This window comes from Streptomyces sp. NPDC001544, from assembly GCF_042894285.1.
GTDB lineage: Bacteria > Actinomycetota > Actinomycetes > Streptomycetales > Streptomycetaceae > Streptomyces.
The window spans coordinates 147,290-171,557 of sequence record NZ_JBIAVN010000013.1 but is presented as its reverse complement, the minus strand read 5'-3'; the positions used below and the strand labels follow the sequence as shown (position 1 = coordinate 171,557).

The 24,268-nt window shown below is 71.8% G+C and carries 20 protein-coding genes; 13 read left to right on the top strand and 7 right to left on the bottom strand.

Annotated elements, in window-relative coordinates; translation table 11 throughout:
• The first annotated feature begins 65 nt into the window (after positions 1–65).
• Both ACFY0F_RS28560 and ACFY0F_RS28555 read left to right on the top strand, forming a co-directional pair.
• Positions 66–851 carry a TIGR04222 domain-containing membrane protein gene (locus ACFY0F_RS28560; protein ID WP_388800229.1) on the top strand — a complete coding sequence of 262 codons (786 nt, stop codon included), beginning with the start codon at positions 66–68 and terminating at the stop codon, positions 849–851.
• A 148-nt stretch (positions 852–999) separates the two neighbouring features.
• Entirely contained in the window at positions 1,000–2,619 is a 1,620-nt protein-coding gene (locus ACFY0F_RS28555) for an alpha/beta hydrolase (RefSeq protein WP_388800227.1), read from the top strand.
• A 7-nt stretch (positions 2,620–2,626) separates the two neighbouring features.
• Here ACFY0F_RS28555 and hemQ read toward each other — a convergent pair whose 3' ends face one another.
• Positions 2,627–3,358 carry a hydrogen peroxide-dependent heme synthase gene (hemQ, locus tag ACFY0F_RS28550; protein ID WP_388800224.1) on the bottom strand — a complete coding sequence of 244 codons (732 nt, stop codon included), beginning with the start codon at positions 3,356–3,358 and terminating at the stop codon, positions 2,627–2,629.
• A gap of 4 nt (positions 3,359–3,362) precedes the next feature.
• Complete coding sequence (gene hemG / locus ACFY0F_RS28545) at positions 3,363–4,871, bottom strand: protoporphyrinogen oxidase (protein ID WP_388800222.1); 1,509 nt, start codon at positions 4,869–4,871, stop codon at positions 3,363–3,365.
• A gap of 159 nt (positions 4,872–5,030) precedes the next feature.
• On the opposite strand from hemG, the gene ACFY0F_RS28540 reads away from it, so the two are divergent.
• Entirely contained in the window at positions 5,031–5,999 is a 969-nt protein-coding gene (locus ACFY0F_RS28540) for a DUF4349 domain-containing protein (protein WP_388800219.1), read from the top strand.
• Positions 6,000–6,035: 36 nt separating this feature from the next.
• Positions 6,036–7,436 (top strand): FAD-dependent oxidoreductase, encoded by a 1,401-nt coding sequence (locus ACFY0F_RS28535; RefSeq protein WP_388800216.1) that lies wholly within the window; start codon positions 6,036–6,038, stop codon positions 7,434–7,436.
• A 29-nt stretch (positions 7,437–7,465) separates the two neighbouring features.
• On the opposite strand, the gene ACFY0F_RS28530 is transcribed toward ACFY0F_RS28535, so the two are convergent.
• Positions 7,466–7,768 (bottom strand): hypothetical protein, encoded by a 303-nt coding sequence (locus tag ACFY0F_RS28530; RefSeq protein WP_388800213.1) that lies wholly within the window; start codon positions 7,766–7,768, stop codon positions 7,466–7,468.
• 92 nt (positions 7,769–7,860) lie between these two features.
• Here ACFY0F_RS28530 and ACFY0F_RS28525 point away from each other — a divergent pair, with 92 nt between their 5' ends.
• Positions 7,861–8,694 (top strand): rhomboid family intramembrane serine protease, encoded by an 834-nt coding sequence (locus tag ACFY0F_RS28525; RefSeq protein WP_388800210.1) that lies wholly within the window; start codon positions 7,861–7,863, stop codon positions 8,692–8,694.
• Position 8,695: 1 nt separating this feature from the next.
• On the opposite strand, the gene hemE is transcribed toward ACFY0F_RS28525, so the two are convergent.
• On the bottom strand, positions 8,696–9,772 hold the full coding sequence (gene hemE / locus ACFY0F_RS28520; protein WP_388800207.1) for a uroporphyrinogen decarboxylase: 1,077 nt from the start codon (positions 9,770–9,772) through the stop codon (positions 8,696–8,698).
• Between the two features lie 107 nt (positions 9,773–9,879).
• On the opposite strand from hemE, the gene ACFY0F_RS28515 reads away from it, so the two are divergent.
• The 3 genes from ACFY0F_RS28515 (at position 9,880) to ACFY0F_RS28505 (ending at position 13,028) form a co-directional block, all read left to right on the top strand.
• Positions 9,880–10,557 carry a DUF3000 domain-containing protein gene (locus ACFY0F_RS28515; protein ID WP_388800204.1) on the top strand — a complete coding sequence of 226 codons (678 nt, stop codon included), beginning with the start codon at positions 9,880–9,882 and terminating at the stop codon, positions 10,555–10,557.
• Between the two features lie 386 nt (positions 10,558–10,943).
• Entirely contained in the window at positions 10,944–11,603 is a 660-nt protein-coding gene (locus tag ACFY0F_RS28510; protein WP_388800201.1) for a LuxR C-terminal-related transcriptional regulator, read from the top strand.
• 135 nt (positions 11,604–11,738) lie between these two features.
• Positions 11,739–13,028, top strand: coding sequence for an HRDC domain-containing protein (locus ACFY0F_RS28505; protein WP_388800198.1), 1,290 nt, complete (start codon positions 11,739–11,741; stop codon positions 13,026–13,028).
• Positions 13,029–13,310: 282 nt separating this feature from the next.
• On the opposite strand, the gene ACFY0F_RS28500 is transcribed toward ACFY0F_RS28505, so the two are convergent.
• Genes ACFY0F_RS28500 through ACFY0F_RS28490 form a run of 3 tightly spaced genes read right to left on the bottom strand, consistent with a single transcriptional unit; the run spans position 13,311 to position 16,419 of the window.
• On the bottom strand, positions 13,311–14,141 hold the full coding sequence (locus ACFY0F_RS28500) for a carbohydrate ABC transporter permease (RefSeq protein ID WP_388800195.1): 831 nt from the start codon (positions 14,139–14,141) through the stop codon (positions 13,311–13,313).
• On the bottom strand, positions 14,138–15,100 hold the full coding sequence (locus ACFY0F_RS28495; protein WP_388800192.1) for a carbohydrate ABC transporter permease: 963 nt from the start codon (positions 15,098–15,100) through the stop codon (positions 14,138–14,140). The genes ACFY0F_RS28500 and ACFY0F_RS28495 overlap by 4 nt, the downstream gene beginning before the upstream one ends.
• A complete protein-coding gene (locus ACFY0F_RS28490; protein WP_388800189.1) occupies positions 15,100–16,419 on the bottom strand; it encodes an extracellular solute-binding protein in 1,320 nt (439 codons plus the stop codon). Before ACFY0F_RS28490 ends, ACFY0F_RS28495 begins: the two co-directional genes overlap by 1 nt.
• 168 nt (positions 16,420–16,587) lie before the next feature.
• Here ACFY0F_RS28490 and ACFY0F_RS28485 point away from each other — a divergent pair, with 168 nt between their 5' ends.
• The 5 genes from ACFY0F_RS28485 (at position 16,588) to ACFY0F_RS28465 (ending at position 24,222) form a co-directional block, all read left to right on the top strand.
• Positions 16,588–18,954: a glycoside hydrolase family 2 protein gene (locus ACFY0F_RS28485; RefSeq protein WP_388800186.1), complete on the top strand. Its 2,367-nt coding sequence runs from the start codon at positions 16,588–16,590 to the stop codon at positions 18,952–18,954.
• Positions 18,954–19,991, top strand: a complete 1,038-nt coding sequence (locus ACFY0F_RS28480) for a LacI family DNA-binding transcriptional regulator (protein ID WP_388800183.1) — start codon at positions 18,954–18,956, stop codon at positions 19,989–19,991. The genes ACFY0F_RS28485 and ACFY0F_RS28480 overlap by 1 nt, the downstream gene beginning before the upstream one ends.
• A gap of 205 nt (positions 19,992–20,196) precedes the next feature.
• Complete coding sequence (locus ACFY0F_RS28475) at positions 20,197–20,724, top strand: AAA family ATPase (RefSeq protein ID WP_388800180.1); 528 nt, start codon at positions 20,197–20,199, stop codon at positions 20,722–20,724.
• A gap of 151 nt (positions 20,725–20,875) precedes the next feature.
• Complete coding sequence (locus ACFY0F_RS28470; RefSeq protein ID WP_388800177.1) at positions 20,876–22,096, top strand: thiolase family protein; 1,221 nt, start codon at positions 20,876–20,878, stop codon at positions 22,094–22,096.
• Positions 22,093–24,222 carry a 3-hydroxyacyl-CoA dehydrogenase NAD-binding domain-containing protein gene (locus ACFY0F_RS28465; RefSeq protein ID WP_388800174.1) on the top strand — a complete coding sequence of 710 codons (2,130 nt, stop codon included), beginning with the start codon at positions 22,093–22,095 and terminating at the stop codon, positions 24,220–24,222. Before ACFY0F_RS28470 ends, ACFY0F_RS28465 begins: the two co-directional genes overlap by 4 nt.
• Positions 24,223–24,268 lie beyond the last annotated feature (46 nt).

Below are 24,268 nucleotides of genomic sequence, written 5' to 3'. Positions count from 1 at the left end.
CAACACTGTGTCCGGATCGTGAACAGGGCATGGAGTTTCCCAGACCACTGGCATAGAAACTTGTCATGTTCTGGCTCCTCCTCTTACTGCTGGCCTGGGCCGTCGCCGGCACGGCGTGCACTCGGCTGTGCCTGGCCGCCGTACACGCGGCGGCAGTCGACAGACAGGACGCGACCACGGGCCGGGAGCACGATCTGACGTTGTACGAGGCGGCGTTCCTGTCCGGCGGGCCGGCCCGGGTCGCCGATCTGACCATGGTCTCCATGGCGCGGCAGCGGCGCCTGCTGCTCGCGCACACCGGTTGGGCGACCGTCGTCGACCCGCGCGGGCGGGACGAGATGGAGCGGTCGGTGATAGGCGCCATCGGTCCGGAGGGGCAGTCCCGCATCGGTCCCGTGCGGTCCGCGGCGGCGGGCGCGGAAGCGGTGCGCAGCCTCGCCGACTCACTGGTGCGCGCGGGGCTCGCGGTGCCCGACGGGGCGCGTACGACCGTGGCGGCCGGTGTCCGCCAGGTCCGGGCCGCCGCCCTCGCCGTCCTCGCGCTGGGCGCGACCGCGCTGCTGACGCCCGCGCCGACCCAGATGCCGCGCGAGCTGGTCGCCCTGTGGTTCGCGCTGCCCCTCGCCCTCACCCTGAGCTGTCTGGCCATAGCCCGGGTCGAGGTGCACCCGTACTCCCGCTGGGCCTCCCCGGCCGGGCAGCGGCTGCTCGGCGCGCTGACCCGGCGGACCGGCGACCCGGCCGGCGACCGGGGGTATCTGACCTCCGTCGCCGTACGCGGCATCCGCGCGATCGGCGAACCGGAACTGCGCGCGGCCTTCGCGCACCGCGACCAGCCCTGCAGGGACTGAACCCTTCCCCGGGGCCCCCGCTCCCGGGGGCGCACAGGGGGCATTCGCGCCGACACCGCCCGGATGGTGCTTGCCTTCGTCGACGCACGTACGAAACATCCCTTTTGTCCCGGCGGTTCGCCGCCGCCCGCTGCGAAAGGGTTACGCGATGAGAGCTGCCGTCCTCTACTCGGCCGCCGGGTCCTTGCTGTTGAGCACCCTGGCCGCCGCCCCCGCCGGCGGCGCACCCGGCGTCCTCCAGGCGGCTCGGCTGCGGGGCGTCGAGGTGGCCGCCGCCCGTGCGCGTGCGGCCGGCATCGACTTCGGCACGTGCCCGGCCGGCCAGAAGGCGCCGGACGGCCTGCAATGCGGCACGGTGACCGTCCCGCTGGACTACGCGCATCCCGACGGCAGGAAGATCCGACTGACCGTCAGCCGGGTGCGGGCGACCCACAAGGACCCGCGCAACAGCAAGCGCAAGGTGCCCCGCCAGGGCGCCCTCGTGTTCAACCCTGGCGGTCCGGGCGGCTCCGGCATGTACTTCCCGCTGGTCGGCCTGCTGCCCGAGTGGAAGCGCATCGCGGCCGCCTACGACCTCGTCGGCTACGCCCCGCGCGGGGTGGGCCGGTCGGCGCCGCTGTCCTGCCAGGACCCCAGGCAGTTCGCCGGCGGGCCGACCGAGGCGCCGACGCACCCCTCGACCGCCTACAAGAAGAAGCGCATCGCCCGGGCGAAGGCGTACGCGCGCGGCTGCGCGCAGCGCTCGGGAAGCGCTCTGCGGTACTACAACTCCCTGAACAACGCCCGTGATCTGGACGTCCTGCGCGCCGCGCTGGGCGAGGACAGGCTGACGTTCATGGGCGCCTCGTACGGCACCTACTTCGGGGCGGTGTACGCGACGCTGTTCCCCTCGCACGTACGGCGGATGGTCCTGGACTCGGCGGTGAACCCCGCCCCCGAACAGGTCTGGTACCGCGACAACCTCGACCAGTCGGCCGCGTTCGAGGGCCGCTGGGCCGACTTCCGGGACTGGGTGGCCCGGCACGACGACGTGTACCGGCTCGGCGACACGGCGGAGAAGGTCCGGCGCGGCTACGAGACGGCACGGGCGCGGCTGGCCGCACGGCCGGCGGGCGGGAAGGTCGGGCCCGGGCAGTTGCAGGCGGCGTTCCTGTCGGCCGCGTACTACGACGACTACTGGCCGAGCCGCGCCGAGGCGCTGTCGGCGTACTTGAAGGGTGATGCGGGACCGCTGCTGCGGGTGGCGGCGCCGAGCCCGGCGACGGCCGCCGAGGCGGAGAACACCAGCGCGGTGTACACCGCCGTCGAGTGCAACGACGCGCCCTGGCCGACCAACTGGGCGGTGTGGGACCGCGACAACACCCGACTCGCGCGCAGGGCGCCCTTCGAGACCTGGGAGAACGTGTGGATGAACCTGCCCTGCGCCTACTGGCCGGCACCCCGGCAGCGGCCGGTCGACGTGCGGACCGGTCCGGGTGAGTTGCCGCCGACGCTGATCCTGGCCGCCGAGCGGGACGCGGCCGCGCCGTACGGCGGAGCGCTGGAGATGCACCGGCGGCTCGCGGACTCGGTGCTGGTGACCGAGCGGGACGCGGGCACGCACGGCATCGCGGGCGGGGCGAACCCGTGCGTCAACGCCCACCTCGAGGCGTATCTGCTGCAGGGTCGTCTCCCGGTGCGGCACGCGTCCTGCGCACCGCACCCGGAGCCGAGGCCGGGGGCGCCCCGCAAGCAGGCCCTGAGGGACCAGCTCAAGGGCAGAGCCTGACGGCTGCTCAGGCCAGCCCCGCCACCAGCTCGGCGATGTCCTTGCGGCGCCCCGTGTAGAAGGGCACTTCCTCCCGGACGTGCATGCGGGCCTCGGAGGCACGCAGGTGGCGCATGAGGTCGACGATGCGGTACAGCTCGTCGGCCTCGAAGGCCAGGATCCACTCGTAGTCGCCGAGCGAGAACGACGCGACCGTGTTGGCGCGCACGTCCGGGTAGCCGCGGGCCATCTTGCCGTGGTCGGCGAGCATGCGGCGGCGGTCCTCGTCGGGCAGCAGGTACCAGTCGTAGGAGCGCACGAACGGGTAGACGCTGACGTAGTTGCGCGGCGTCTCGTCGGCGAGGAACGCCGGGATGTGCGAGCGGTTGAACTCGGCCGGACGGTGCAGCGCCATGTTCGACCAGACCGGCGCGAGGGCGCGGCCCAGCTTGGTGCGGCGGAAGAGGTTGTACGCCTCCTGGAGCTGGTCGCTGGTCTCGGCGTGCCACCAGATCATGAGGTCGGCGTCGGCGCGCAGCCCGGAGACGTCGTACGTGCCGCGGATCGTCACGTCCTTCGCGGCGAGCTGGTCGAACAGCTCCTGTACCTCGTCGGCGTAGCCCGCGCGGTCCTCGGGCAGCACGTCCTTCAGCTTGAAGACGGACCACAGGGTGTAGCGGATGACCTCGTTGAGGTCCTTGGCCAGCTTGCCCTTGTTCGGGATCCTGCCGGACTCGGTGGTGGGGGCGTCGTCACTCATGGGCCTATTCTCCCGCTCCGCCGTGCAGGCTCTGCACCGGGTTGGCGGTGAGCTCCTCCACACCCACCCGTCGCCCACCACCACCCTCAACCGAAGCGCTTCGCGCTGCCCCCTTTGATTCCAGGTCGCCGTGGAGCTGGTCGACGGCCGCGTAGGCGCTCGCGATGCACGCCGGGATGCCCACGCCGTCGTACTGCGCGCCGCACACCGCGAGGCCCGGCAGCTTCGCGACGTGCTCGCGGATGCGGGCCACGCGCGCGTGGTGCCCGACGGGGTACTGGGGCAGTCCGTCCGTCCAGCGGGTGACGCGGGTCTCCAGGGGGGCGGCGGCCAGCCCGGTGGCCTCGCGCAGGTCGTGCCGGGAGACCTCCACCAGCTCGGCGTCCGCGCGCTGGAGGATCTCCGTCTCGGCGTACCGCCCGACGGAGGTGCGCAGGACCACGACGTCGGGGTCCTCGTCGGCGATCCAGCCCCACTTCTGGGAGGCGAACGTGGAGGCCTTGATGGTGCGCCCGTCGACGGGCGGGACGAGGAAGCCGCTGCCGTCCGGCAGGCTGACGTCGGCCCTGCGGTAGGCGAGGGTGACCAGGGCCATGGAGGCGTACTCGACACCGCGCAGTGCGGCGGCGGCCTCCGGGGACTCGGCGGCCAGCAGTCCGGCGGCGGCCGGGGCGGGGACGGCGACGACCACGGCGTCGGCGTGCAGGACGCGGTCACCGGCCGCGACCCGCCATCCGCCGCCGGGCTCCCGGCGCAGTTCGTCCACCTGCGCCTGCGTGACGATCTCGCCCCCCCGGCCGCGCACCGACTCCGCGACCGCGAGCGGCAGCCGGCCCACGCCGCCCTCGATGCCCATGAACACCGGGCCGGTCTGCTGCTGGGCGGCCGCCTTCGCCTGGATCTCGCGGACCGCCTCGGTCAGCGAGGTGTGGGTGCGGGCGGCCTGGAAGAGCTGGGGCACGGCCGAGCGCATCGAGATGCGGTACGCGTCGCCCGCGTACACCCCGCCGAGGAGCGGCTCGACGAGGCGGTCGACGACCTCGCGGCCCAGCCGCGCCGCCACGTACTCCCCCACCGCCACGTCGTCGCCGACCTCGGTGCGGGGCAGCTCGGCGTCGCGCTCGATGCGGGCCAGCCCCGCGTCGGAGAGCACGCCGGTCAGGGGGGCGGCGGTGCCGGGGACGCCCATGACATGGCCCTTGGGCATGGGGCGCAGGGCGCCGCGGGTCCAGATCGAGGCCGACGCGGTCGCCGGGGGCCGCAGGCGGTCGGCCAGGCCGACCTCGCGCGCGAGGGCGACCGCCTCGGGGCGGCGCGCGAGCATCGACTCGGCGCCCAGGTCGACGCGTACGCCCGCGATCTCACCGGGCAGCAGCTTGCCGCCGACCCGGTCCGACGCCTCCAGCACGGTGACCCGCGCCCCGCGGTCCAGCAGCCGGTGGGCGGCGGCCAGCCCCGCGATGCCCGCTCCGATGACGACGACATGGCCCGCGCCCGCACTTGATCCGCTCATAACCCAACCCTCTCACCCACCGCCGGTCCCCGTGGCAGGGCCTTGTGGCCCCGACGCGACGTGACCGTGACCGCATCGGAACCGTCGCCCTCCAACGCGCCGCCCCCTCCCCGCGTCGAAGGAACATCAGTCGTCGCGACCCTCGGGGGGTACCGTCAGATGCGCACATCACGATCACCGCTACGGCTCGGCCGGCCCCTGGCCGCCGTTCTGCTCGCCGCGTCCCTCGCGCTCGCCGGGTGCAGCTCCGGGGGCGACTCCGGCGGCGGGACGTCCGGCAGCAAGGCCGACGCCGGCAGCGCCGCGCAGCGGGGCGCGTCCGACGGCAGGGCGCGCGGCGCCGAAGCCGCCACCAAGGCGCCCCGGCTCACCGCGAGCCACATCATCCGCACCGCCACCCTCACCGTGCAGGTCGAGGACGTGCCCAAGGCGCTCGACGAGGCCCGCTCCACCGCCGAGAGCGCCGGCGGCTATGTCGGGAACGAGACCACCAGCCGGGACTCCGCGGGCCACGAACGCACGCGGGTCGTGCTGCGGGTCCCCACCGGCAAGTACGACGAGGTCCTCACCGAGCTGCAGGGCACGGGCCGGCTCGTCCACCGCACGGCCAAGGCGCAGGACGTCACCGACCAGGTCGTGGACGTCGACAGCCGGATCAGGTCACAGCGGGCCAGCGTCGCCCGGATCCGCGAGCTGATGGACCGGGCCGGCAAGCTCAGTGACGTCGTGACCCTGGAAGGGGAGCTGAGCAGCCGGGAGGCCGACCTCGAGGCGCTGCTCGCCCAGCAGGCGTCCCTGAAGGACCGCACGAGCCTGGCCACCATCACCCTGTCGCTGTCGCAGACGCCGGTGCGGCACGCCGGGAAGGACGGCTCCCCCGGCTTCGGGGACGCCCTGGCGGGCGGCTGGCACGCGTTCGTCACGTTGCTGCGCTGGATCGCCCTGGCCCTGGGCGCCGTACTGCCGTTCGCCGTGCTCGCCGCGCTGCTCGCGCTGCTGTGGCTGCGGGCCGTACGTCCCCGGCTGCCGCGCCGCGCCCCCACCGCACCCATGGCGACCGCGCTCGGTCCCCTGCCGACGGCCCGCCCGGCCCCGCGGTCGGCACCCGAGCCGGAGAACGAGGGCTGAGCGACCCGAAATGCCGCGTGCGCGTAGCGTGTTCGCATGAGCATGAGCGCTGGGCAGGGCGGGACGGAACGACTGGTCGTGATCGGCGGCGACGCCACGGGGATGTCCGCGGCGTCGCAGGCACGCCGGCTGCGCGGGCCGGGGGAACTGGAGATCGTGGCCTTCGAGCGCGGCCACTTCACCTCCTTCTCGGCGTGCGGCATCCCGTACTGGGTGGGCGGTGCCGTGCCCGAACGCGACCAGTTGATCGCGCGCACTCCCGAGGAGCACCGCGCGCGGGACATCGACCTGCGCATGCGCACCGAGGTCATGGAGATCGACGTGACCGGCCGGCGGGTACGCGCGCGTGACGTCGATTCCGGCGCCGAGTCCTGGACGTCGTACGACAAACTCGTCATCGCCACGGGCGCCCGCCCGGTCCGCCCCGACCTGCCGGGCGTGGACGCTCCCGGTGTGCACGGTGTGCAGACCCTGGACGACGGCCAGGCCCTCCTCGACACGCTGGCGGGCACCCGCGGCCGTCGCGCGGTGGTCGTGGGCGCCGGTTACATCGGTGTGGAGATGGCCGAGGCGCTGATCGACCGGGGCTTCGAGGTGACGGTCGTCAACCGCGGCACGGAGCCCATGTCGACCCTGGACCCGGACATGGGCCGCCTGGTGCACCGGGCCATGGAGGGGCTCGGCATCACCATGGTGAACGACGCCGAGGTGACGAAACTGCTCACCGGTGAGGACGGCCGGATCCGCGCGGTGGCCACGGAGGAGGCCGAGTACCCCGCGGACGTCGTCGTCCTGGGCATCGGCGTCCGCCCGGAGACGACGCTCGCCGCTGCGGCGGGTCTCCCGCTCGGCGCCCATGGCGGCCTGCTCACCGACCTCTCCATGCGGGTGCGCGGCCATGAGGACATCTGGGCCGGCGGTGACTGCGTGGAGGTGCTGAACCTGGTCTCCGGCCAGCAGCAGTACGTGCCGCTCGGCACCCACGCCAACAAGCACGGCCAGGTCATCGGCACCAACGTGGGCGGCGGTTACGCCACCTTCCCCGGCGTGGTCGGCACGGCCGTCAGCAAGGTGTGCGACCTGGAGATCGCCCGGACCGGCCTGCGGGAGAAGGACGCCCGCAGGGCGGGCCTGCGGTTCGAGGCCGTCACCATCGAGTCGACGAGCCGGGCCGGCTACTACCCCGGCGCCTCCCCCATGACGGTCAAGATGCTCGCCGAGCACCGCACGGGGCGGCTGCTCGGCGTGCAGATCGTCGGCAGGGAGGGCGCGGGCAAGCGGGTCGACATCGCGGCGGTCGCGCTCACGGCGGGCATGACCGTGGAACGGATGACGTCCCTGGACCTGGGCTACGCCCCGCCGTTCTCACCGGTGTGGGACCCGGTACTGGTGGCGGCGAGAAAGGCGACGGCGAAGGTGCGGGCGGGGCTGCGCTAGGACTGCCGGATGATCGGCGGGACGGGCTCTCAGGCCGTCCCGCTGATCCTCGGCAGGGAGGTCACTCCGGCGTTGGAGGTCATGTTCGAGCCGGACGACATGGCCGCGGGCTGCTCCCCGGCCGGTTTGGCGTGCGCCGCGGACGCCCGGGTGGAGCGCAGCCGGTGGCTCACCGCCTCGTCCAGCGTGACCGGCCGCTGCATCTGCGCGGCCAGCCGGCCCGCCTCCTGGCCGAGCCGCGCGACGTCCTCCCAGGGGAGCCGCACCACGAGAGAGAGCTCCGCCTCGCCGTCGGGCGTGGCGTGCATGGGAGGAGTAACTCGGTCGTTCATCGCCTGATCCTCACGTCGGTTGAGGAGGGATACGCACACCCGCCCGGCGGCGTTCACCGATTCGCCCGCCGCATCGGGGGCAGTACTTGTGTGTGGTCATCCCCGTCCATGACGTGAACCCCGTGCGCCGCACCCCCTGGGTGACGTATGCGCTCATCGCCGCGAACGTCCTCGTGTTCCTGTCCACGCCCGGCATAGCGGGGTCCGTGGCCGGGGGCAGCGACCTGGTGCAGCTGTGTCATCTGCAGGCCTTCATGGACCACTACGCGGCCGTCCCCAGAGAGCTGATCCACCATCAGATGCCGCGCCTGGTCCCGACGGGCGGCGTGGGCGTGGGCCCGCACGGCCCGGGCTGTGTGGTGGCGGCGCCGGGCTACGACAAGTCCCCGCCGCTGTCGGTGTTCACCGCGATGTTCCTGCACGGCAGCTGGCTGCACCTGCTGGGCAACATGCTGTTCCTGCTGATCTTCGGCAACAACGTCGAGGACCGGATGGGCCACATCCGCTACTTCCTCTTCTACGTCGTCTGCGGCTACGCGGCCGGGTACGGCTTCGCGCTGCTCAACGCCTCCTCCAGCGACCCGCTGATCGGCGCGTCCGGGGCGATCGCGGGGGTCCTGGGCGCCTATCTGGTGCTGTACCCGAAGGCCAGGGTCTGGGTCCTGGTCCCGTTCCTGATCTTCCTGCCGCTGCGGCTGCCCGCCTGGCTGGTGCTGGGCTTCTGGTTCGGGCTGCAGGCGGTGTACTCCTCCGGGCACGGTGTGTCCGGCGCCGGCACGGTGGCGTACGCGGCGCACGTGGTCGGCTTCATCGCGGGCATGCTGCTCGCCTGGCCGCTCAAGCCCGGCACCCCGCCCCCGCCGGAGCCGCGCGGCCTGCTCTTCGGCAGGCGGGCCCGACCCCGGCAGGCCTGGCAGACCTGGTAGGTCAGCGGGCGGTCTGCGTGTGCACGTACTCCGCGAGCCGGGTCAGCGCGTCCGGGTCGGTGGCCGGCATGACTCCGTGGCCGAGGTTGAAGACGTGGCCCTCCAGGTCCGCGGCCGCGTCGAGGACCTCGCGGGTCTTGGCCTCGACGACGTCGGTGCCGGCGAACAGGACCGTCGGGTCGAGGTTGCCCTGCAGCGCCTTGCCGGGGCCGACCCGGCGGGCGGCCTCGTCCAGCGGGACGCGCCAGTCGACGCCGACGACGTCCGCGCCGGCCTCGCCCATGAGCTTCAGCAGCTCGCCGGTGCCGACGCCGAAGTGGATGCGCGGGACGCCGTACCCCGCGACCGCCTCGAAGACCTTCGCCGAGGCCGGCATCGCCGAGTGGCGGTAGTCGGCCGGGGCCAGCGCGCCGGCCCAGGAGTCGAACAGCTGCACCGCCGAGGCGCCCGCCTCGATCTGCACCTTCAGGAAGGCGGCGGTGATGTCCGCGAGGCGGTCCAGCAGGTCGGCCCACAACTCGGGGTCGCCGTACATCATCGCCTTGGCGTTCTCGAAGGTGCGGGACGGGCCGCCCTCGACGAGATAGCTGGCGAGGGTGAACGGCGCGCCGGCGAAGCCGATCAGCGGGGTGCCGCCCAGCTCGCGGGTGAGCAGGCCGATCGCCTCGGTGACGTAGGAGACGTCCTCGGGGGTCAGGTCGCGCAGCCGGGCGAGGTCGGCCCGGGTGCGGACCGGCTGTGCGACGACCGGGCCCACGCCGGGCTTGATGTCGAGGTCGAGACCGATGGCCTTCAGCGGTACGACGATGTCGCTGAAGTAGATCGCCGCGTCCACGCCGTGCCTGCGCACCGGCTGCAGCGTGATCTCGGTGACCAGCTCGGGCCGCGTGCAGGACTCCAGCATCCCGATGCCCTCGCGCACCTTGTGGTACTCCGGCAGGGAGCGCCCGGCCTGCCGCATGAACCACACGGGCGTGTGCGGCACGGGCTCACGCCGGCACGCCTTGAGGAAGGGGGAGTCGTACGTCGCGGACGGCGGCGTCGGCTGCCCGCCGGTGGAAGTCTCGTTGGCACTCACGGGGCAAGTCTCGCACGGCGGCGCCGGGGCCCATGCCGGGGTGCGGCGACCGCCGGTGCGGGGTGTCTGCCCTGCACGACGCCCTCGTTCCCCTTACTCTTCCCCGCATGGCTGCGGCTCAGGGACGACTGTCGGACGGCGCTGGTGGAATGGACGACGCGAAGGAGACGGGGGAAGCGGAGGGGCATACGGGCGGCGGGGCGCCGCCGGCCTTCCGGGCCGCGGTCGAGGCACTGCGGGCCGCCCGGCTGCGGCCGCAGATCGAGGTGGAGCCGACGCCCGCTCCGCAGCGGCTGGCCCCCTTCGCGTACGCCCTGGAGGCCGCGGTCGTCGACGGTGACCAGGATCTCGCCGACGGCCGTCTGGTACTGCTGCACGATCCGGCGGGGCACGACGCCTGGCGCGGCACCTTCCGGCTGGTGACCCTGGTGCGTGCGGAGCTGGAGCCGGAGATGGCGGCCGATCCGCTGCTGCCCGAGGTGTGCTGGTCGTGGCTGACCGGCGCCCTGCAGGCCCGCGGTCTCACGTACGGCGAGCCGAGCGGCACGGTGACGCGCGCGAGCTCGCACTACTTCGGCGGGCTGTCCGAGCGTCCCGCCGCCTCGCAGATCGAGATCCGCGCCTCCTGGACGCCCCGCGAGGGCCTGGGCGGGGTCCCGGAGACCGCCGCCCACCTCGCCTCGTGGTGCGACCTGCTGGCCCAGGTCGCGGGCCTGCCGCCGGCCGCCCCCGGCGACGCGTCCGTGGTGACCCTGCCGCAGCGCAGGGGACCCCAGTCCCGCTAGGGCCTGTCCGGCGGATCATGCCCTAGTCCTCAGTCCCGCTGGTCCGTCGGTCGCCGCTGGTCCGTCGGCCCCGCCGGCCCAAAGGTCCCCTCGGCCCCACCGAGGATGCCGCGGCGTCTACCCGATGGTCGGCCGACTCACCCTTCGTTGACCCTCTCTTTGTCGATACGGCCACTTTCCGAACCGGAATCGCACCGGCTCGGACCGATTCGATCTTCGGGTGATCGATCGCGTGTCCGAATTGCCCGTATTGTTACTCACTGGATCGTGATCATTCCCTAAAGGCGGACACGTTTGGTGCCGAAGACGACTGTGACCTTGAAAGCACGGTTCGTCCCGGCTCCATCCCCATAGCCGGCCCCGTCCCCGCCACCCCAGGAGGCCTGGTGTCCGTTCTCCTCGAGCAGCCCGCAAGCCTGGTCGCCTACCGCCCGAACAAGCCGACCGCCATGGTGGTCGTGGCCGACCCGCGCGTCCGCTCCACCGTCACCCGCCATCTGTGGGCGCTCGGCGTACGCGACGTCATCGAGGCCTCGTCCATCGCGGAGGCTCGTCCCCGCATCGGCAACCCCCGTGACATCTGCGTCGCCGACGTCCACCTCCCCGACGGCTCCGGCCTGACCCTGCTGTCCGAGACCCGCGCCGCGGGCTGGCCCAACGGCCTCGCGCTGTCCGCCGCCGACGACATCGGCGCCGTACGCAACGCCCTGGCCGGCGGGGTCAAGGGCTACGTCGTCACCGGCACCCGGACCAACATCGGGCTCCCCGCCCGGCCCGGTGCCGCCCCCATCGGCGCCGCCGCCCGTATGCACCGCCGCCCCCCGGGTGCCCCGAGTCACCCGGGCGGCTACCGGGAGCTGTCCGGCCGCGAGGTCGAGGTGCTGCGGCTGGTCGCCGAAGGCCAGTCGAACAAGGCGATCGGCGTCTCCATGGGGCTGTCCGCCCTGACCGTCAAGAGCCACCTCGCCCGTATCGCCCGCAAGCTCGGCACGGGTGACCGGGCCGGGATGGTGGCGGTGGCCCTGCGCACCGGGATCATCCACTGACCTCTCCGGCGTTCGTCCATGTGAACCACGGTTGTCACCCGCCCGACCGGTTCCTGACTGGTTTACGCCCCTCCCACGCCCGTCGACGGAACGTTCCGTCGACGGGTGCTGTCCACACACGGATACCCTTGACAGGTGACCGACGCCCAAGAGACCGCAGCAGACATGCCACTGCGCACCACCGGAGGAACCCCTCCGGACGACGGCGGATCTTCTGCGACGGCGGCGCCGATCCCTCTTCTCGAGCCGCGCGAGGGCATCCCCCCGGTGATCGCCGACGAGGCCGCGCTGGCCGAGGTGGTCGCCGCCTTCGCCGCGGGCACCGGCCCCGTCGCCGTCGACGCCGAGCGCGCCTCCGGCTACCGCTACGGGCAGCGCGCCTATCTGGTGCAGCTGCGCCGCGAGGGCGCCGGGACCGCGCTGATCGACCCTGTCGCCTGCCCCGATCTGTCGGGCCTCGGCGAGGCGCTGTCGGGCGCCGAGTGGGTGCTGCACGCGGCCACCCAGGATCTGCCCTGCCTGCGTGAGATAGGCATGGTGCCCAGCAGCCTGTTCGACACCGAGCTGGCCGGCCGGCTCGCCGGGTTCCCCCGGGTCGGCCTCGGCGCGATGGTCGAGGGCGTCCTCGGCTTCGTACTGGAGAAGGGGCACTCCGCCGTCGACTGGTCGACCCGGCCGCTGCCCGAGCCGTGGCTGAGGTACGCCGCGCTGGACGTCGAGCTGCTCGTCGATCTCCGCGACGCCCTGGAGAAGGAGCTGGACCGGCAGGGCAAGCTGGAGTGGGCCCGGCAGGAGTTCGACGCCATCGCGGCCGCGCCGCCCGCCGAACCGCGCAAGGACCCCTGGCGCCGTACGTCCGGGATGCACAAGGTGCGCCGCCGGCGGCAGCTGGCCGTCGTGCGCGAGCTGTGGCAGACGAGGGACCATATCGCCCAGCGGCGGGACGTGTCGCCGGGCAAGGTGCTCAGTGACGCCGCCATCGTCGAGGCCGCGCTCGCCCTGCCGGGCAACGTGCACGCCCTCGCCGCGCTGAACGGGTTCGGCCACCGGGTGGGCCGGCGGCAGCTCGAGCAGTGGCAGGCGGCGGTGGACCGCGCCAAGGCGCTCCCCGACGCACAGCTTCCGCAGCCGGGGCAGCCGGTCACCGGGCCGCCGCCGCCCCGGGCGTGGGCGGACAAGGACCCCTCCGCCGCGGCGCGCCTCTCGGCGGCTCGGGCGGGGGTGTCCTCGCTGGCCGAACGGCTCAACATGCCCCAGGAGAACCTGATCACCCCGGACACGGTGCGGCGGCTCTGCTGGGAGCCGCCGAAGAGTGTGGACGAGGAGTCCGTGGCGGCGGCTCTCGCCGGGCACGGGGCGCGGGCCTGGCAGGTGGAGTTGGTGACGCCAGTGCTTGTTGCTGCGCTGGCTGCGCAGGAGGCCTAGGGGGGTTTCTTGTGGATCAGGCCGGTTGAGACCGACGGGCCTTCCAGCCGACCCGAGCGGGGGCGATGGGTGTGCCCCCGCGCGAGCTCGTTCGAGCGTGGGGGAGTCGGCAACCGACGACAACGCCGCGGATGGGCGCGTGCCAAGCCCCGCGTCTGCGGCATGATCCGCCGGACAGGCCCTGGTCGCCGTAGCGCCTTGTGGCCCAGTGCGACCGCGGGTCGTCTGTGGTTGCTCGCGCAGTTCCCCGCGCCCCTTTGGCGCGCGTCACCTCGGGGCACGTCATCTTGTCGCTCCCCTCATGAAGCCGTTGTAGATGAAGCGCTGCAGCCCGAGGAAGACGATCAGCGTCGGCAGGATCACCAGTACCGCTCCTGCCGAGATCGTCTCCCAGTGGGCGCCGAAGGGGCCGCGGAAGCGGAAAAGAGACGTCGAGATCACGCCAAGATCCTGCGACGGCATATAGAGGAAGGGGATGTAGAAATCGTTGTAGACGGTGATCCCCTTCACGATCACCACGGTCGCCGTCGCGGGTTTCAGCAGCGGGAAGATGATCTTCCGGTAGATGGTGAAGGCGTTGGCGCCGTCCAGCCGGGCGGCCTCGTCGAGGGAGACCGGGATCGACCTGACGAACTGCAGGAAGATGTAGATCGAGACGATGTCCGTGCCCATGTAGAGCGCGATCGGTGCCCACCGGGTGTCGAAGAGACCGAAGCTGTTGACGATCTGGAAGGTGGCCACCTGGGTGGTCACGCCGGGGACCAGCGCGGCCAGCAGGAACAGCGCCACCACGAGCTTCTTGAAGCGGAAGGTGAACCGGTCGATGGCGTACGCGGTCATCGAGCCGATGAGGACGGTGCCGCCGATGGCGAAGACCAGGATGAAGGCCGTGTTGCCGAAGGCCCGCAGCATTCCGCCGTCCTGGAACGCCGTCACGTAGTTGTGGAAGTTGAGCAGGTCGTGCGGCGCGGTGAGGGCGCCGCTGTCGTCGGCCATCTCCTCCGGGGTCTTCAGGGACGTCAGGAGGACGGCGCCGAGCGGGAGCAGCACGACCACCGTAGCGGTGATCAGCGACAGGTACACCAGGGTGCGGGCGACGGTGCTGCGCGTCATACCAGGTCCATCCTGTTGTCGGCGGAGTCAGGGACGAGCCGCCGTTGCAGCCAGGTCACCGCCAGGACGATCAGCAGCAGGACGACCGCGGCCGCCGAGGCGAGCCCCGTCTTGTTGAACTCGAAGGCCAGTTTCACGGTCTGGATCACGAAGGTCTCCGTTCCGGTCGCGCCGCCGGTCATGATGTAGGGGATGTCGAAGGCGGACAGCGAACCGGAGACCGAGAGGATCACGGTCAGTGTCACCACCGGCTTGATGCCGGGCGCGATGATGTGCCGGAACTGCTGCCAGCGGTTCGCACCGTCCAGTTCGGCCGCCTCGTACAGCTCCCCCGGGATGGACTGGATCGCGCCGAGGAAGAGGACGAAGTTCAGGCCGAGGTAGCGCCAGACGGAGACGCCCGCGAGGGAGAGGTTCGCGGAGACGGGGGTGCCCAGCCAGGCGTGGTGGGTGTGCGCGCCGAACAGGCTCAGCACCGAGTCCAGGGTGCCGCCGTCCTGGAAGAAGTAGAGGAAGACGAAGCCGATCGCCACCCCGTTGATCAGGTACGGGAAGAAGAGCACGCCCTTGAAGAAGTTCCGGAACCGGACGTCGAAGCTCAGGACGGTAGCGAAGTAGAGCGCGGCGACGATCTGCACGGCGGAGGCGGCCAGGTAGTAGCCGCTGACGAAGAAGACCTCGAAGAGGTCGGGCCGGGTGAAGAGTTCGGTGTAGTTGCCGGTGCCGGTGTAGTGCAGTTCCGGGCTGACGCCGTCCCAGTCGGTGAAGCTGTACGCGACCATGTTGGCGATCGGCGCGTAGGTGAAGGTGACCAGCAGGGCGAGCGGGGCGAGCAGGAAGAGCCAGGGGGTCGCCGCCCGGCCGATCCGTGTCCGGCGGGGCGCGTGTTCGGGGACGGGCGCCGGCCCGGACGGGGCCGTGGTCACCCCGTGGGCCGCCTTCTGGGTGGTGTCCGTCATCAGGACCCCGACCCCACGGTCTTCTGCGCGGCGGACCACTTCTTGGCGAGGCCGTTCAGGAAGTCGTCGAGACTGCCGCTCTTCGCGCCACGGGCGAGGTCGACGAGGTCTTGGCGGTAGTCGGGCTTGTTGATGCCGACCTCGGACTGGTCGTCGATCAGCTTGACCTTGGCGCCCGCGGAGTCGTCGAGTTCGATCAGCTTCACGCCCGCGTCCTCGTACGGCTTGAGGACGGTGGGCAGGGGTGCGTCCTTCAGCGGGGAGACGGCGAGGTTGTCCTTGTCGTAGCCGGACTTGTCGGTGAACCAGTCGATCCAGGCGCGGGCCGCCTCCTTGTGCGCGGAGTGGACGTTGACGGCCTGGTTGTAGTCGGGGCCGACGGTCGCGCAGAACTTGCCGTCCACCTGGGCGGGGAAGGGCATGAAGCCGATGTCGTCGGGGTTCACCCGGGCCCCCCGGGCCGCGTCCTGGAACTGGATGACCGCCCAGGTGCCGAGCCACTGCGTGGCGATCTTCCCCTTGGCCAACTGGGCCTTGGACGCCTCCCAGTTGGTGGTCGTCGGGTCCTTCTCGGCGAGCCCGTCGTGCACGATGTCGTAGAGCAGCTCGTCGCCGACGCGCAGGTCCGCGCCCTGGGCCCAGGGATCGCCGTCGGCGAGCTTGGTGGTGGCCTGAGTGTCGCAGTGCACCGAGCCGTTGACGAACGTCCAGGAGGTCAGCGGCCACTGGGCGGCGAAGTTCGTGTAGTACGGGGTCGCGCCGGTCTTCGACTTGATCGCCTTGAGGTCGTCGAGGAACTCGGCCGGGGTGGTGGGCCAGTGGGTGACGCCGGCCTGCTTCCAGACCCGCTTGTTGTAGACGAAGCCGGGGGTCACGCCGATCGGGCTCTGGCCGTAGACCTTGCCGTCGACGGTGGTGAAGTCGGTGAACCGGTACTTCTTGGCGCGCTCCTGCTGGGTGCCGAGGGAGGCGAAGAACCTGGGGTAGTCGCTCTTCTTGATCACCCCGGGGATCATCAGGACGTCGCCGTAGTTCTCCGTGTTCATACGGATCTTGACTTCGGACTCGTAGTTGGTGAGGGCCTGGAACTCGACCTTCACCTTCGGGTACGTCCTGTTGAACTCGGCGGCGTACTTCTTCATCGTGCCGTCCTGCACCAGGTCGGTCCGCTGGGTGAGGACCGTGATGGTCCCGCTCACCTTGGACGGGTCGTCCGGCGCCTTGGCGTCGGCGCCCTTCGTGGAGCCTCCCGTACCGGTGCAGCCGGCGAGCAACAGGGCGGCTCCCGCGGCCGTGGCCAGAATCGTGCGGCGGTTCATGTGCATCAGCTCCGTTCATTTCGTTCATGACGCAGGGGACGGACGAGCACGTGCGAGATGGCTGGTTCGGCACTCTGACAGCGCTTTCCTCAACCGGTAAAGTCCCAATCCCGCCAAGGCTGGACAAGTACCTCTGATCCCCTGGTTGGACCGGTTTAGGGAGTGCGCATGCTGGAGGCCACACCGCTCGCCGAGGGCTGGATCCTGCGCCACGAAGGAGCGGCCCTGCCCGCCCGGGTGCCGGGTTGCGTGCACACGGATCTGCTCGCGGCCGGGCTGATCCCGGACCCGTTCCTCGGACGCGACGAGACGGAGGTGGCCTGGGTCGGGCAGCGGGAGTGGACGTACGAGAGGGAGCTGCGGGAGACGTCCGCGCACGAGCGGACCGATCTCGTCTTCGACGGTCTGGACACCGCCGCCCGGATCACGCTCGACGGGCGACTCCTGGGCGGCGTACGGAACATGCACCGCTCGCATCGCTTCGACGTGACCGGGGCGACGGGTCTGCTGGCGGTGCGCTTCGCCTCCGCCTACACCGAGGCCGAGGCCGTCCGCGACCGGCTGGGCGAACGGCCCGCCGCCTACGCCGAGCCGTACCAGTACATCCGCAAGATGGCCTGCTCGTTCGGCTGGGACTGGGGGCCCACGCTGGTCACGGCGGGCATCTGGCGGCCGGTGCGACTGGAACGGTGGTCGACCGCCCGGATCGGCCGGGTGCGGCCCCTGGTGACCGTCGAACAGGGCACCGGTGTCGTCGAGTTGCGGGTGGACGTCGAGCGGACGCGGGCCGAGGCGCGGCTGGCCGTGGAGGCCCGGGTGGGCGGGCGGGCGGCGCGCGCCGAGGTCGAGGGGACGAGTGGGGTCGTACGGCTGAGGATCCCGGACGTGGAGCTGTGGTGGCCCCGTGGCTACGGTGAGCAGCCGCTCCACGGCATCGAGTTGACGTTGGTCCACGGTGACGAGGTGCTCGACACCTGGCACCGCCGGATCGGTTTCCGTAACGTCGAGCTGGACCGGCGGCCCGACGCGCACGGCACCGGCTTCACCCTCGTCGTCAACGGGGAGCGGCTGTTCGCGCGGGGCGTGAACTGGATCCCGGACGACGTCTTCCCCTCCCGTGTCACCCGCGAGCGCTACCGGGAGCGGCTGGGGCAGGCCGCCGCGGCGGGTGTGGACCTGGTGCGGGTGTGGGGCGGCGGGATCTACGAGAGCGAGGACTTCTACGACGCCTGCGACGAACTGGGCCTGATGGTCTGGCAGGACTTCCCGTTCGCGTGCGCGGCCTACCCGGAGGAGCAGCCGCTGCGCGGCGAGGTGGAGGCGGAGGCCCGGGAGAACGTCGTACGGCTGATGCCGCACCCCTCACTGGTGCTGTGGAACGGCAACAACGAGAACCTGTGGGGCTTCCGGGACTGGGGCTGGGAGCCGCGGCTGGCCGGTGACTCCTGGGGCGAGGGGTACTACCTGGGCCTGCTGCCGCGGGTGGTGGCCGAGCTGGATCCGACACGTCCCTACACGGCGGGCAGTCCGTGGTCGGGGTCCTGGGCGCACCACCCGAACGACCCGGCGCACGGCACGCACCACTCGTGGGAGGTGTGGAACCGGGAGGACTACGCGGACTACCGGCTGAGCGTGCCGCGTTTCGTGGCCGAGTTCGGCTGGCAGGCGCCGCCCGCGTACGCGACGCTGCGGCGCGCGCTGCCCGGTGAGCAGCTCGCGGCGGACTCCGCCGGCATGCTGCACCACCAGAAGGCGGACGACGGCAACGGCAAGCTGGAGCGCGGCCTCGCCCGTCACTTCGCGTTGCCTGAAGGGGACTTCGACCGCTGGCACTACCTCACGCAGGTCAACCAGGCACGGGCGGTGGCCGCCGGGATCGAGCACTGGCGGTCGCACTGGCCGGTGTGCGCGGGGACGGTGGTCTGGCAGCTCAACGACTGCTGGCCGGTGACGTCCTGGGCGGCCGTCGACGGGGACGGGCGGGAGAAACCGCTGTACCACGAGCTGCGGCGGTTGTACGCCGACCGGCTGCTGACGGTGCGGGCGGGGGCGGACGGGCTGGTGCTGGCCGCCGTCAACCAGGCCGCCGAGGAGTGGACGGGGACGGTGACGCTGCGCCGGATGACCGTCGAGGGCGCGCTGGTCGGCACGGCGCGTGTGGATCTGGTGGCGCGGGCGCGGGCCGTGGCGGACATCGGGGTGCCCGGCGAGCTCCGGCCGACCGGGCCGAAGGAGTTCCTGGTCGCCGACGTGGCAGGGCTGCGCGCCCTGTACTTCCCGGCCCCCGACCGTGAGATCCCGTATCCCCGGCCGGAGTTCGACGTGAGCGTCGTGCCGGGCGCGGTGACGGTGACGGCCCGTACCCTCGTCCGGGACCTGCTGTTGCAGGCCGACCGGCTGGACCCGGCCGCGCGGGCGGACCGCGGGCTGGTCACGCTGCTTCCCGGGGAACGGGTCACGATCGGCGTGCGGGGATGGAAGACTCCCGACGAGGCCGCCGCCCGGGCCGCCCTGTACTGCGTGGAGCCCGCCTGATGACGGCGACGCCGCCCCCTCGCGTCACCATCAGGGACGTCGCCGCGCGGGCCGGGGTGTCCAAGGGCGCGGTGTCGCTGGCCTTCAACCACAAGCCGGGGCTGTCGGAGGCGACCCGCGACCGGATCTTCGCGGCGGCGCGGGAGCTGGGCTGGGCGCCGAACCTCACCGCGCGGTCGCTCGCGGGCGCCCGGGTGGACGTGGTGGGGCTGGCGATCTGCCGGCCGGCCCAGATGCTGGGCCTCGAACCCTTCTACATGGAGTTCGTCTCGGGCGTGGAGAGCGTGCTGACCGAGCGGTCCTGCTCGCTGCTGCTCAGGCTCGTACGGAACGTACGGGAGGAGGCCGGTCTGCTGGAGTCCTGGTGGAAGGGGCGGCAGATCGGCGGGGCGATCCTGGTGGACTTCAGGGCGGACGACCCGAGGCCGGCGGTGGCCGAGCGGCTGGGGCTGCCGGTGGTGGCGGTCGGGCACCCGTCGCTGACCGGGGGGCTCACCTCGGTGTGGACCGACGACTCCACCGCCGTCACGGAGGCCGTGCGCTACCTCGCCGCGCTCGGGCACCGGCGGATCGCCCGGGTCGGCGGCGCGGCGGCGCTCGGGCACACCGCGATGCGCACGGCCGCCTTCGACCAGGCGGCACGGTCCCTGGAGCTGGCCGGGGCCTGGCAGGTCACCACGGACTACTCCGGCGAGGCCGGGGCCCGGGCGACGCGCTCGCTGCTCACCGCCGCGCCGCAGGACCGGCCCACCGCGATCGTCTACGACAACGACATCATGGCGGTGGCCGGGCTCTCGGTGGCGTCCGAGATGGGTCTGCGCGTGCCCGCCGACGTCTCCCTGCTGGCCTGGGACGACTCCCAGCTGTGCCGGCTGACCCACCCGACGCTGTCCGCGATGAGCCATGACGTGCACGGATTCGGCGCGGAGGCGGCCAGGACGCTGTTCGCCGTGATCACGGGAGAGAACCCGGGCTCGCACCCGGTCCCCACACCCGTGCTGGCCCCGAGGGGGTCGACGGCACCACCGGATCGCTAGGGGGTGTCCGGCGGATCATGCCGCAGACGCGGGGCTCGGCACGCCCTCCTCCGCCTTGCAGCCGGACGCGCCCCCACGCTCGAACCGAGCTCGCGCGGGGGGACCCCCATTCGCCCCGCTCACCAGCGCCGATGAGGCACCGCCCGTGCCCTGCGACCTGATCCGCCGGACAGGCCCCAGTGGCCCGGGAATAGCATCGGGTCCCGTGATCGTATGGCTGAACGGCACCCACGGCGCGGGCAAGACGACGACCAGCGCGCTCGTGCGGCAACTGATCCCGGACTCGCGGGTGTTCGACGCCGAGAAGGTCGGCGAGACGCTCATGGACATCACGCCGGGGCTGCCCGAGACGGACAACTTCCAGCACTGGCCGCCGTGGCGGCCGCTCGTCGTCGAGACCGCCCGCCGCGTGCTCGACTACACCGGCGGCACGCTGGTGATACCGATGACCGTCCTGGTCGAGGAGTACTGGCGTGAGATCAGCGGAGGCTTCGCCCGCCACGCCATCCCGGTCAGGCACTTCGTCCTCCATGCCGACCAGGACACCCTGCGCGGGCGCATCGCGGGCGACACCGTTCTCGGCCCCGACTCCCCGTTCCGGCTCAGACACCTCGAGCCCTACGCCGAGGCGGCCCGTACGTGGCTGCACGCCGAGGCCGAGGTCGTCGACACGACTCACCTCACGCCCGCCGAGGCCGCCCAGTGGATCGCCGAGGCCGTCCGGAGACGGTGAGCCTCGGGCGCCGCGCCGTCGGTGTGACCTTCACCGCTTGGGCAGCCTGGACTGGGCAGCTACGTTACCGATAAGTAGCATGGGTCCTGAGCGCGCGCTCAGCGCTTGCGCGTCGCAGCAGTGCCATCCCGCACCCTGGAGGAGAGCCATCGTGCCTCGTACCGTCAGGGACGTCGTCTTCGTAGACGGCGTCCGCACCCCGTTCGGCAAGGCGGGCCCCAAGGGCATCTACCACGAGACCCGCGCCGACGACCTCGTCGTGAAGGCGATCCGGGAGCTGCTGCGCCGCAACCCCGGGCTCGACCCGAAGAAGATCGACGAGGTCGCCATCGCCGCGACCACGCAGATCGGTGACCAGGGCCTGACCCTGGGCCGCACGGCCGGCATCCTCGCCGGTCTGCCCCAGTCCGTCCCCGGCTACTCCATCGACCGCATGTGCGCGGGCGCGCTGACCGCCGTGACGACCACGGCCGGTTCGATCGCGTTCGGCGCGTACGACGCCGTCATCGCCGGTGGTGTCGAGCACATGGGCCGCCACCCGATGGGCGAGGGCGTGGACCCGAACCCGCGCTTCGTCAGCGAGAAGCTGGTCGACGAGTCGGCGCTGTTCATGGGCATGACCGCGGAGAACCTGCACGACCGGTACCCGCACATCACCAAGCTGCGCGCCGACGAGTACGCCGTGCGCTCGCAGGAGAAGGCCGCCAAGGCGTACGCCAACGGCAAGATCCAGGCCGACCTGGTGCCGATCTCGGTGCGCCGCACCAGCCCGGAGGCCGGTGAGACGGGCTGGGGCCTGGTCACCGCCGACGAGCCGATGCGCCCGGGCACGACCCTGGAGAACCTCGCCGGTCTCAAGACCCCGTTCCGCGTCCACGGCCGGGTCACCGCCGGTAACGCGGCCGGTCTGAACGACGGCGCCACCGCCTCGATCATCGCCAGCGAGGACTTCGCCCGCGAGAACGGCCTGCCGGTCAAGATGCGCCTGGTCTCCTACGCCTTCGCGGGCGTGGAGCCGGAGGTCATGGGCTACGGCCCGATCCCGGCCACGGAGAAGGCCCTCGCCAAGGCGGGTCTGTCCATCGAGGACATCAACCTCTTCGAGATCAACGAGGCCTTCGCCGTCCAGGTCCTGGCCTTCCTCGACCACTACGGCATCGCCGACGACGACGAGCGCGTCAACCAGTACGGCGGTGCCATCGCGTTCGGCCACCCGCTGGCCTCCTCCGGCGTCCGTCTGATGACGCAGCTGGCCCGCCAGTTCGAGGAGCAGCCGCACGTCCGCTACGGCCTGACCACCATGTGCGTCGGCTTCGGCATGGGCGCGACGGTCATCTGGGAGAACCCGCACTTCGACGGAGGCGACAAGTGAGCACCACCGCTGAACTCCTGAAGGGCGCGGCCGAGCTCTTCCCGGACGAGGTCGTCACGCAGGCGCACGTACGCCACTTCGACCTGCCCCTGGGCGCCGGGCGCTTCGCCCTCATCACCCTGGACAACGGCTTCGACCACACCAAGCCGACCACCTTCGGCCCGGCCTCGCTCGCGAACCTGAACACCGCGATCGACCAGGTCGAGAAGGAGGCCGCGGACGGCGAGATCGTCGGCGTCGGCGTCACCGGCAAGCCGTTCATCTTCGCGGTCGGCGCCGACCTCAAGGGCGTCGAGCTGCTCAAGGAGCACAAGGACGCGCTGGCCATCGGCAAGGGCGGCCACGAGGTCTTCAAGCGGCTGTCGGGTCTCGCGGTCCCCACCTTCGCGTACTACAACGGCGCGGCGATGGGCGGCGGTGTCGAGGTCGGCCTGCACTGCACCTACCGCACGGTGTCCGCGTCGCTCCCCGCGTTCTCGCTGCCCGAGGTGTTCCTGGGCCTGGTCCCGGGCTGGGGCGGCTGCACGCTGCTGCCGAACCTGATCGGCGCCGACAAGGCGATCTCGGTCGTCATCGAGAACAGCCTCAACCAGAACAAGCAGCTCAAGGGGAAGCAGGTCTACGAGCTCGGGATCGCCGACGCGATCTTCGAGGGCGCCGACTTCCTGGAGCAGTCGCTGATCTGGACGGCGGCCGTCCTCAAGGGCGAGATCGCCGTCGAGCGCCCCGCGATCGACCGCGGTGAGGGCTGGGACCAGGCCGTCGCCAGGGGCCGTTTCATCGCCGACTCCAAGGTGCACGGCGCGGCCCCGGCCGCCTACCGCGCCCTGGACATCATCGCCGCCGCCAAGAACGGCGACCTGCAGCAGGGCTTCGACGCCGAGGACCAGGCGCTGGCCGACCTCATCATGGGCGGCGAGCTGCGCGCCGGCATCTACGCCTTCAACCTGGTGCAGAAGCGCGGCAAGCGTCCCGCGGGCGCGCCGGACAAGTCGCTGGCCCGCCCGGTCACCAAGGTCGGCGTGGTCGGCGCGGGCCTGATGGCCTCGCAGCTCGCCCTGCTGTTCCTGCGCCGCCTGGAGGTCCCGGTCGTCCTCACGGACATCGACCAGGAGCGCGTCGACAAGGGTGTGGGCTACGTCCACGCCGAGATCGACAAGCTGCTGGGCAAGGGCCGCATCAACCAGGACAAGGCGAACCGCCTCAAGGCCCTGGTCACCGGTGTGCTGGACAAGGCCGAGGGCTTCGCGGACGCCGACTTCATCATCGAAGCGGTGTTCGAGGAGATCGGCGTCAAGCAGCAGGTGTTCGCCGAGGTGGAGGCGGTCGCCCCGGCGCACGCGATCCTGGCGACGAACACCTCCTCCCTCTCGGTGACGGAGATGGCGTCGAAGCTGCAGCACCCCGAGCGGGTCGTCGGCTTCCACTTCTTCAACCCGGTGGCGATCCTCCCCCTCCTGGAGATCGTCCGCGGCGAGAAGACGGACGACGCGTCGCTCGCGACCGCCTTCGCGGTGGCCAAGAAGCTGAAGAAGACCGCGGTCCTGGTGAAGGACGCCCCGGCGTTCGTCGTGAACCGCATCCTGACCCGCTTCATGGGCGAGATCCAGAACGTCATCGACGAGGGCACGCCGATCGAGGTCGCGGAGAAGGCGGTGGAGCCGCTCGGCCTGCCGATGTCCCCGCTGGTCCTGCTCGAACTGGTCGGCCCGGCGATCGGCCTGCACGTCTCGGAGACCCTCAACCGGGCCTTCCCGGACCGCTTCACGGTCTCCGAGAACCTCGCCGCCGTCGTCAAGGCGGGCAAGCGCGGCTTCTACGTCTACGACAGCGGCAAGCCCGAGCTGGACCCGGAGGTCGCCGCGCTGCTCGAGCAGGGCGACACCGTCCTGACCGAGGAGCAGGTCCGCGCCCGCGTCCTGGACGCGGTGGCCCAGGAGATCGGTCTGATGCTCGACGAGGGCGTCGTCGCCGAGGCCCAGGACATCGACCTCTGCCTCATCACCGGCGCCGGCTGGCCCTTCCACCTGGGCGGCATCACGCCGTACCTGGACCGCGAGGGCGTCTCGGAACGCGTGAACGGCAAGCAGTTCCTGGCCCCGGGCGTGGCGAGCGTCCCGGCGTAGCCACCTCCGTACGGACACCCGATGCCCGGCGCACCGACTGGTGTGC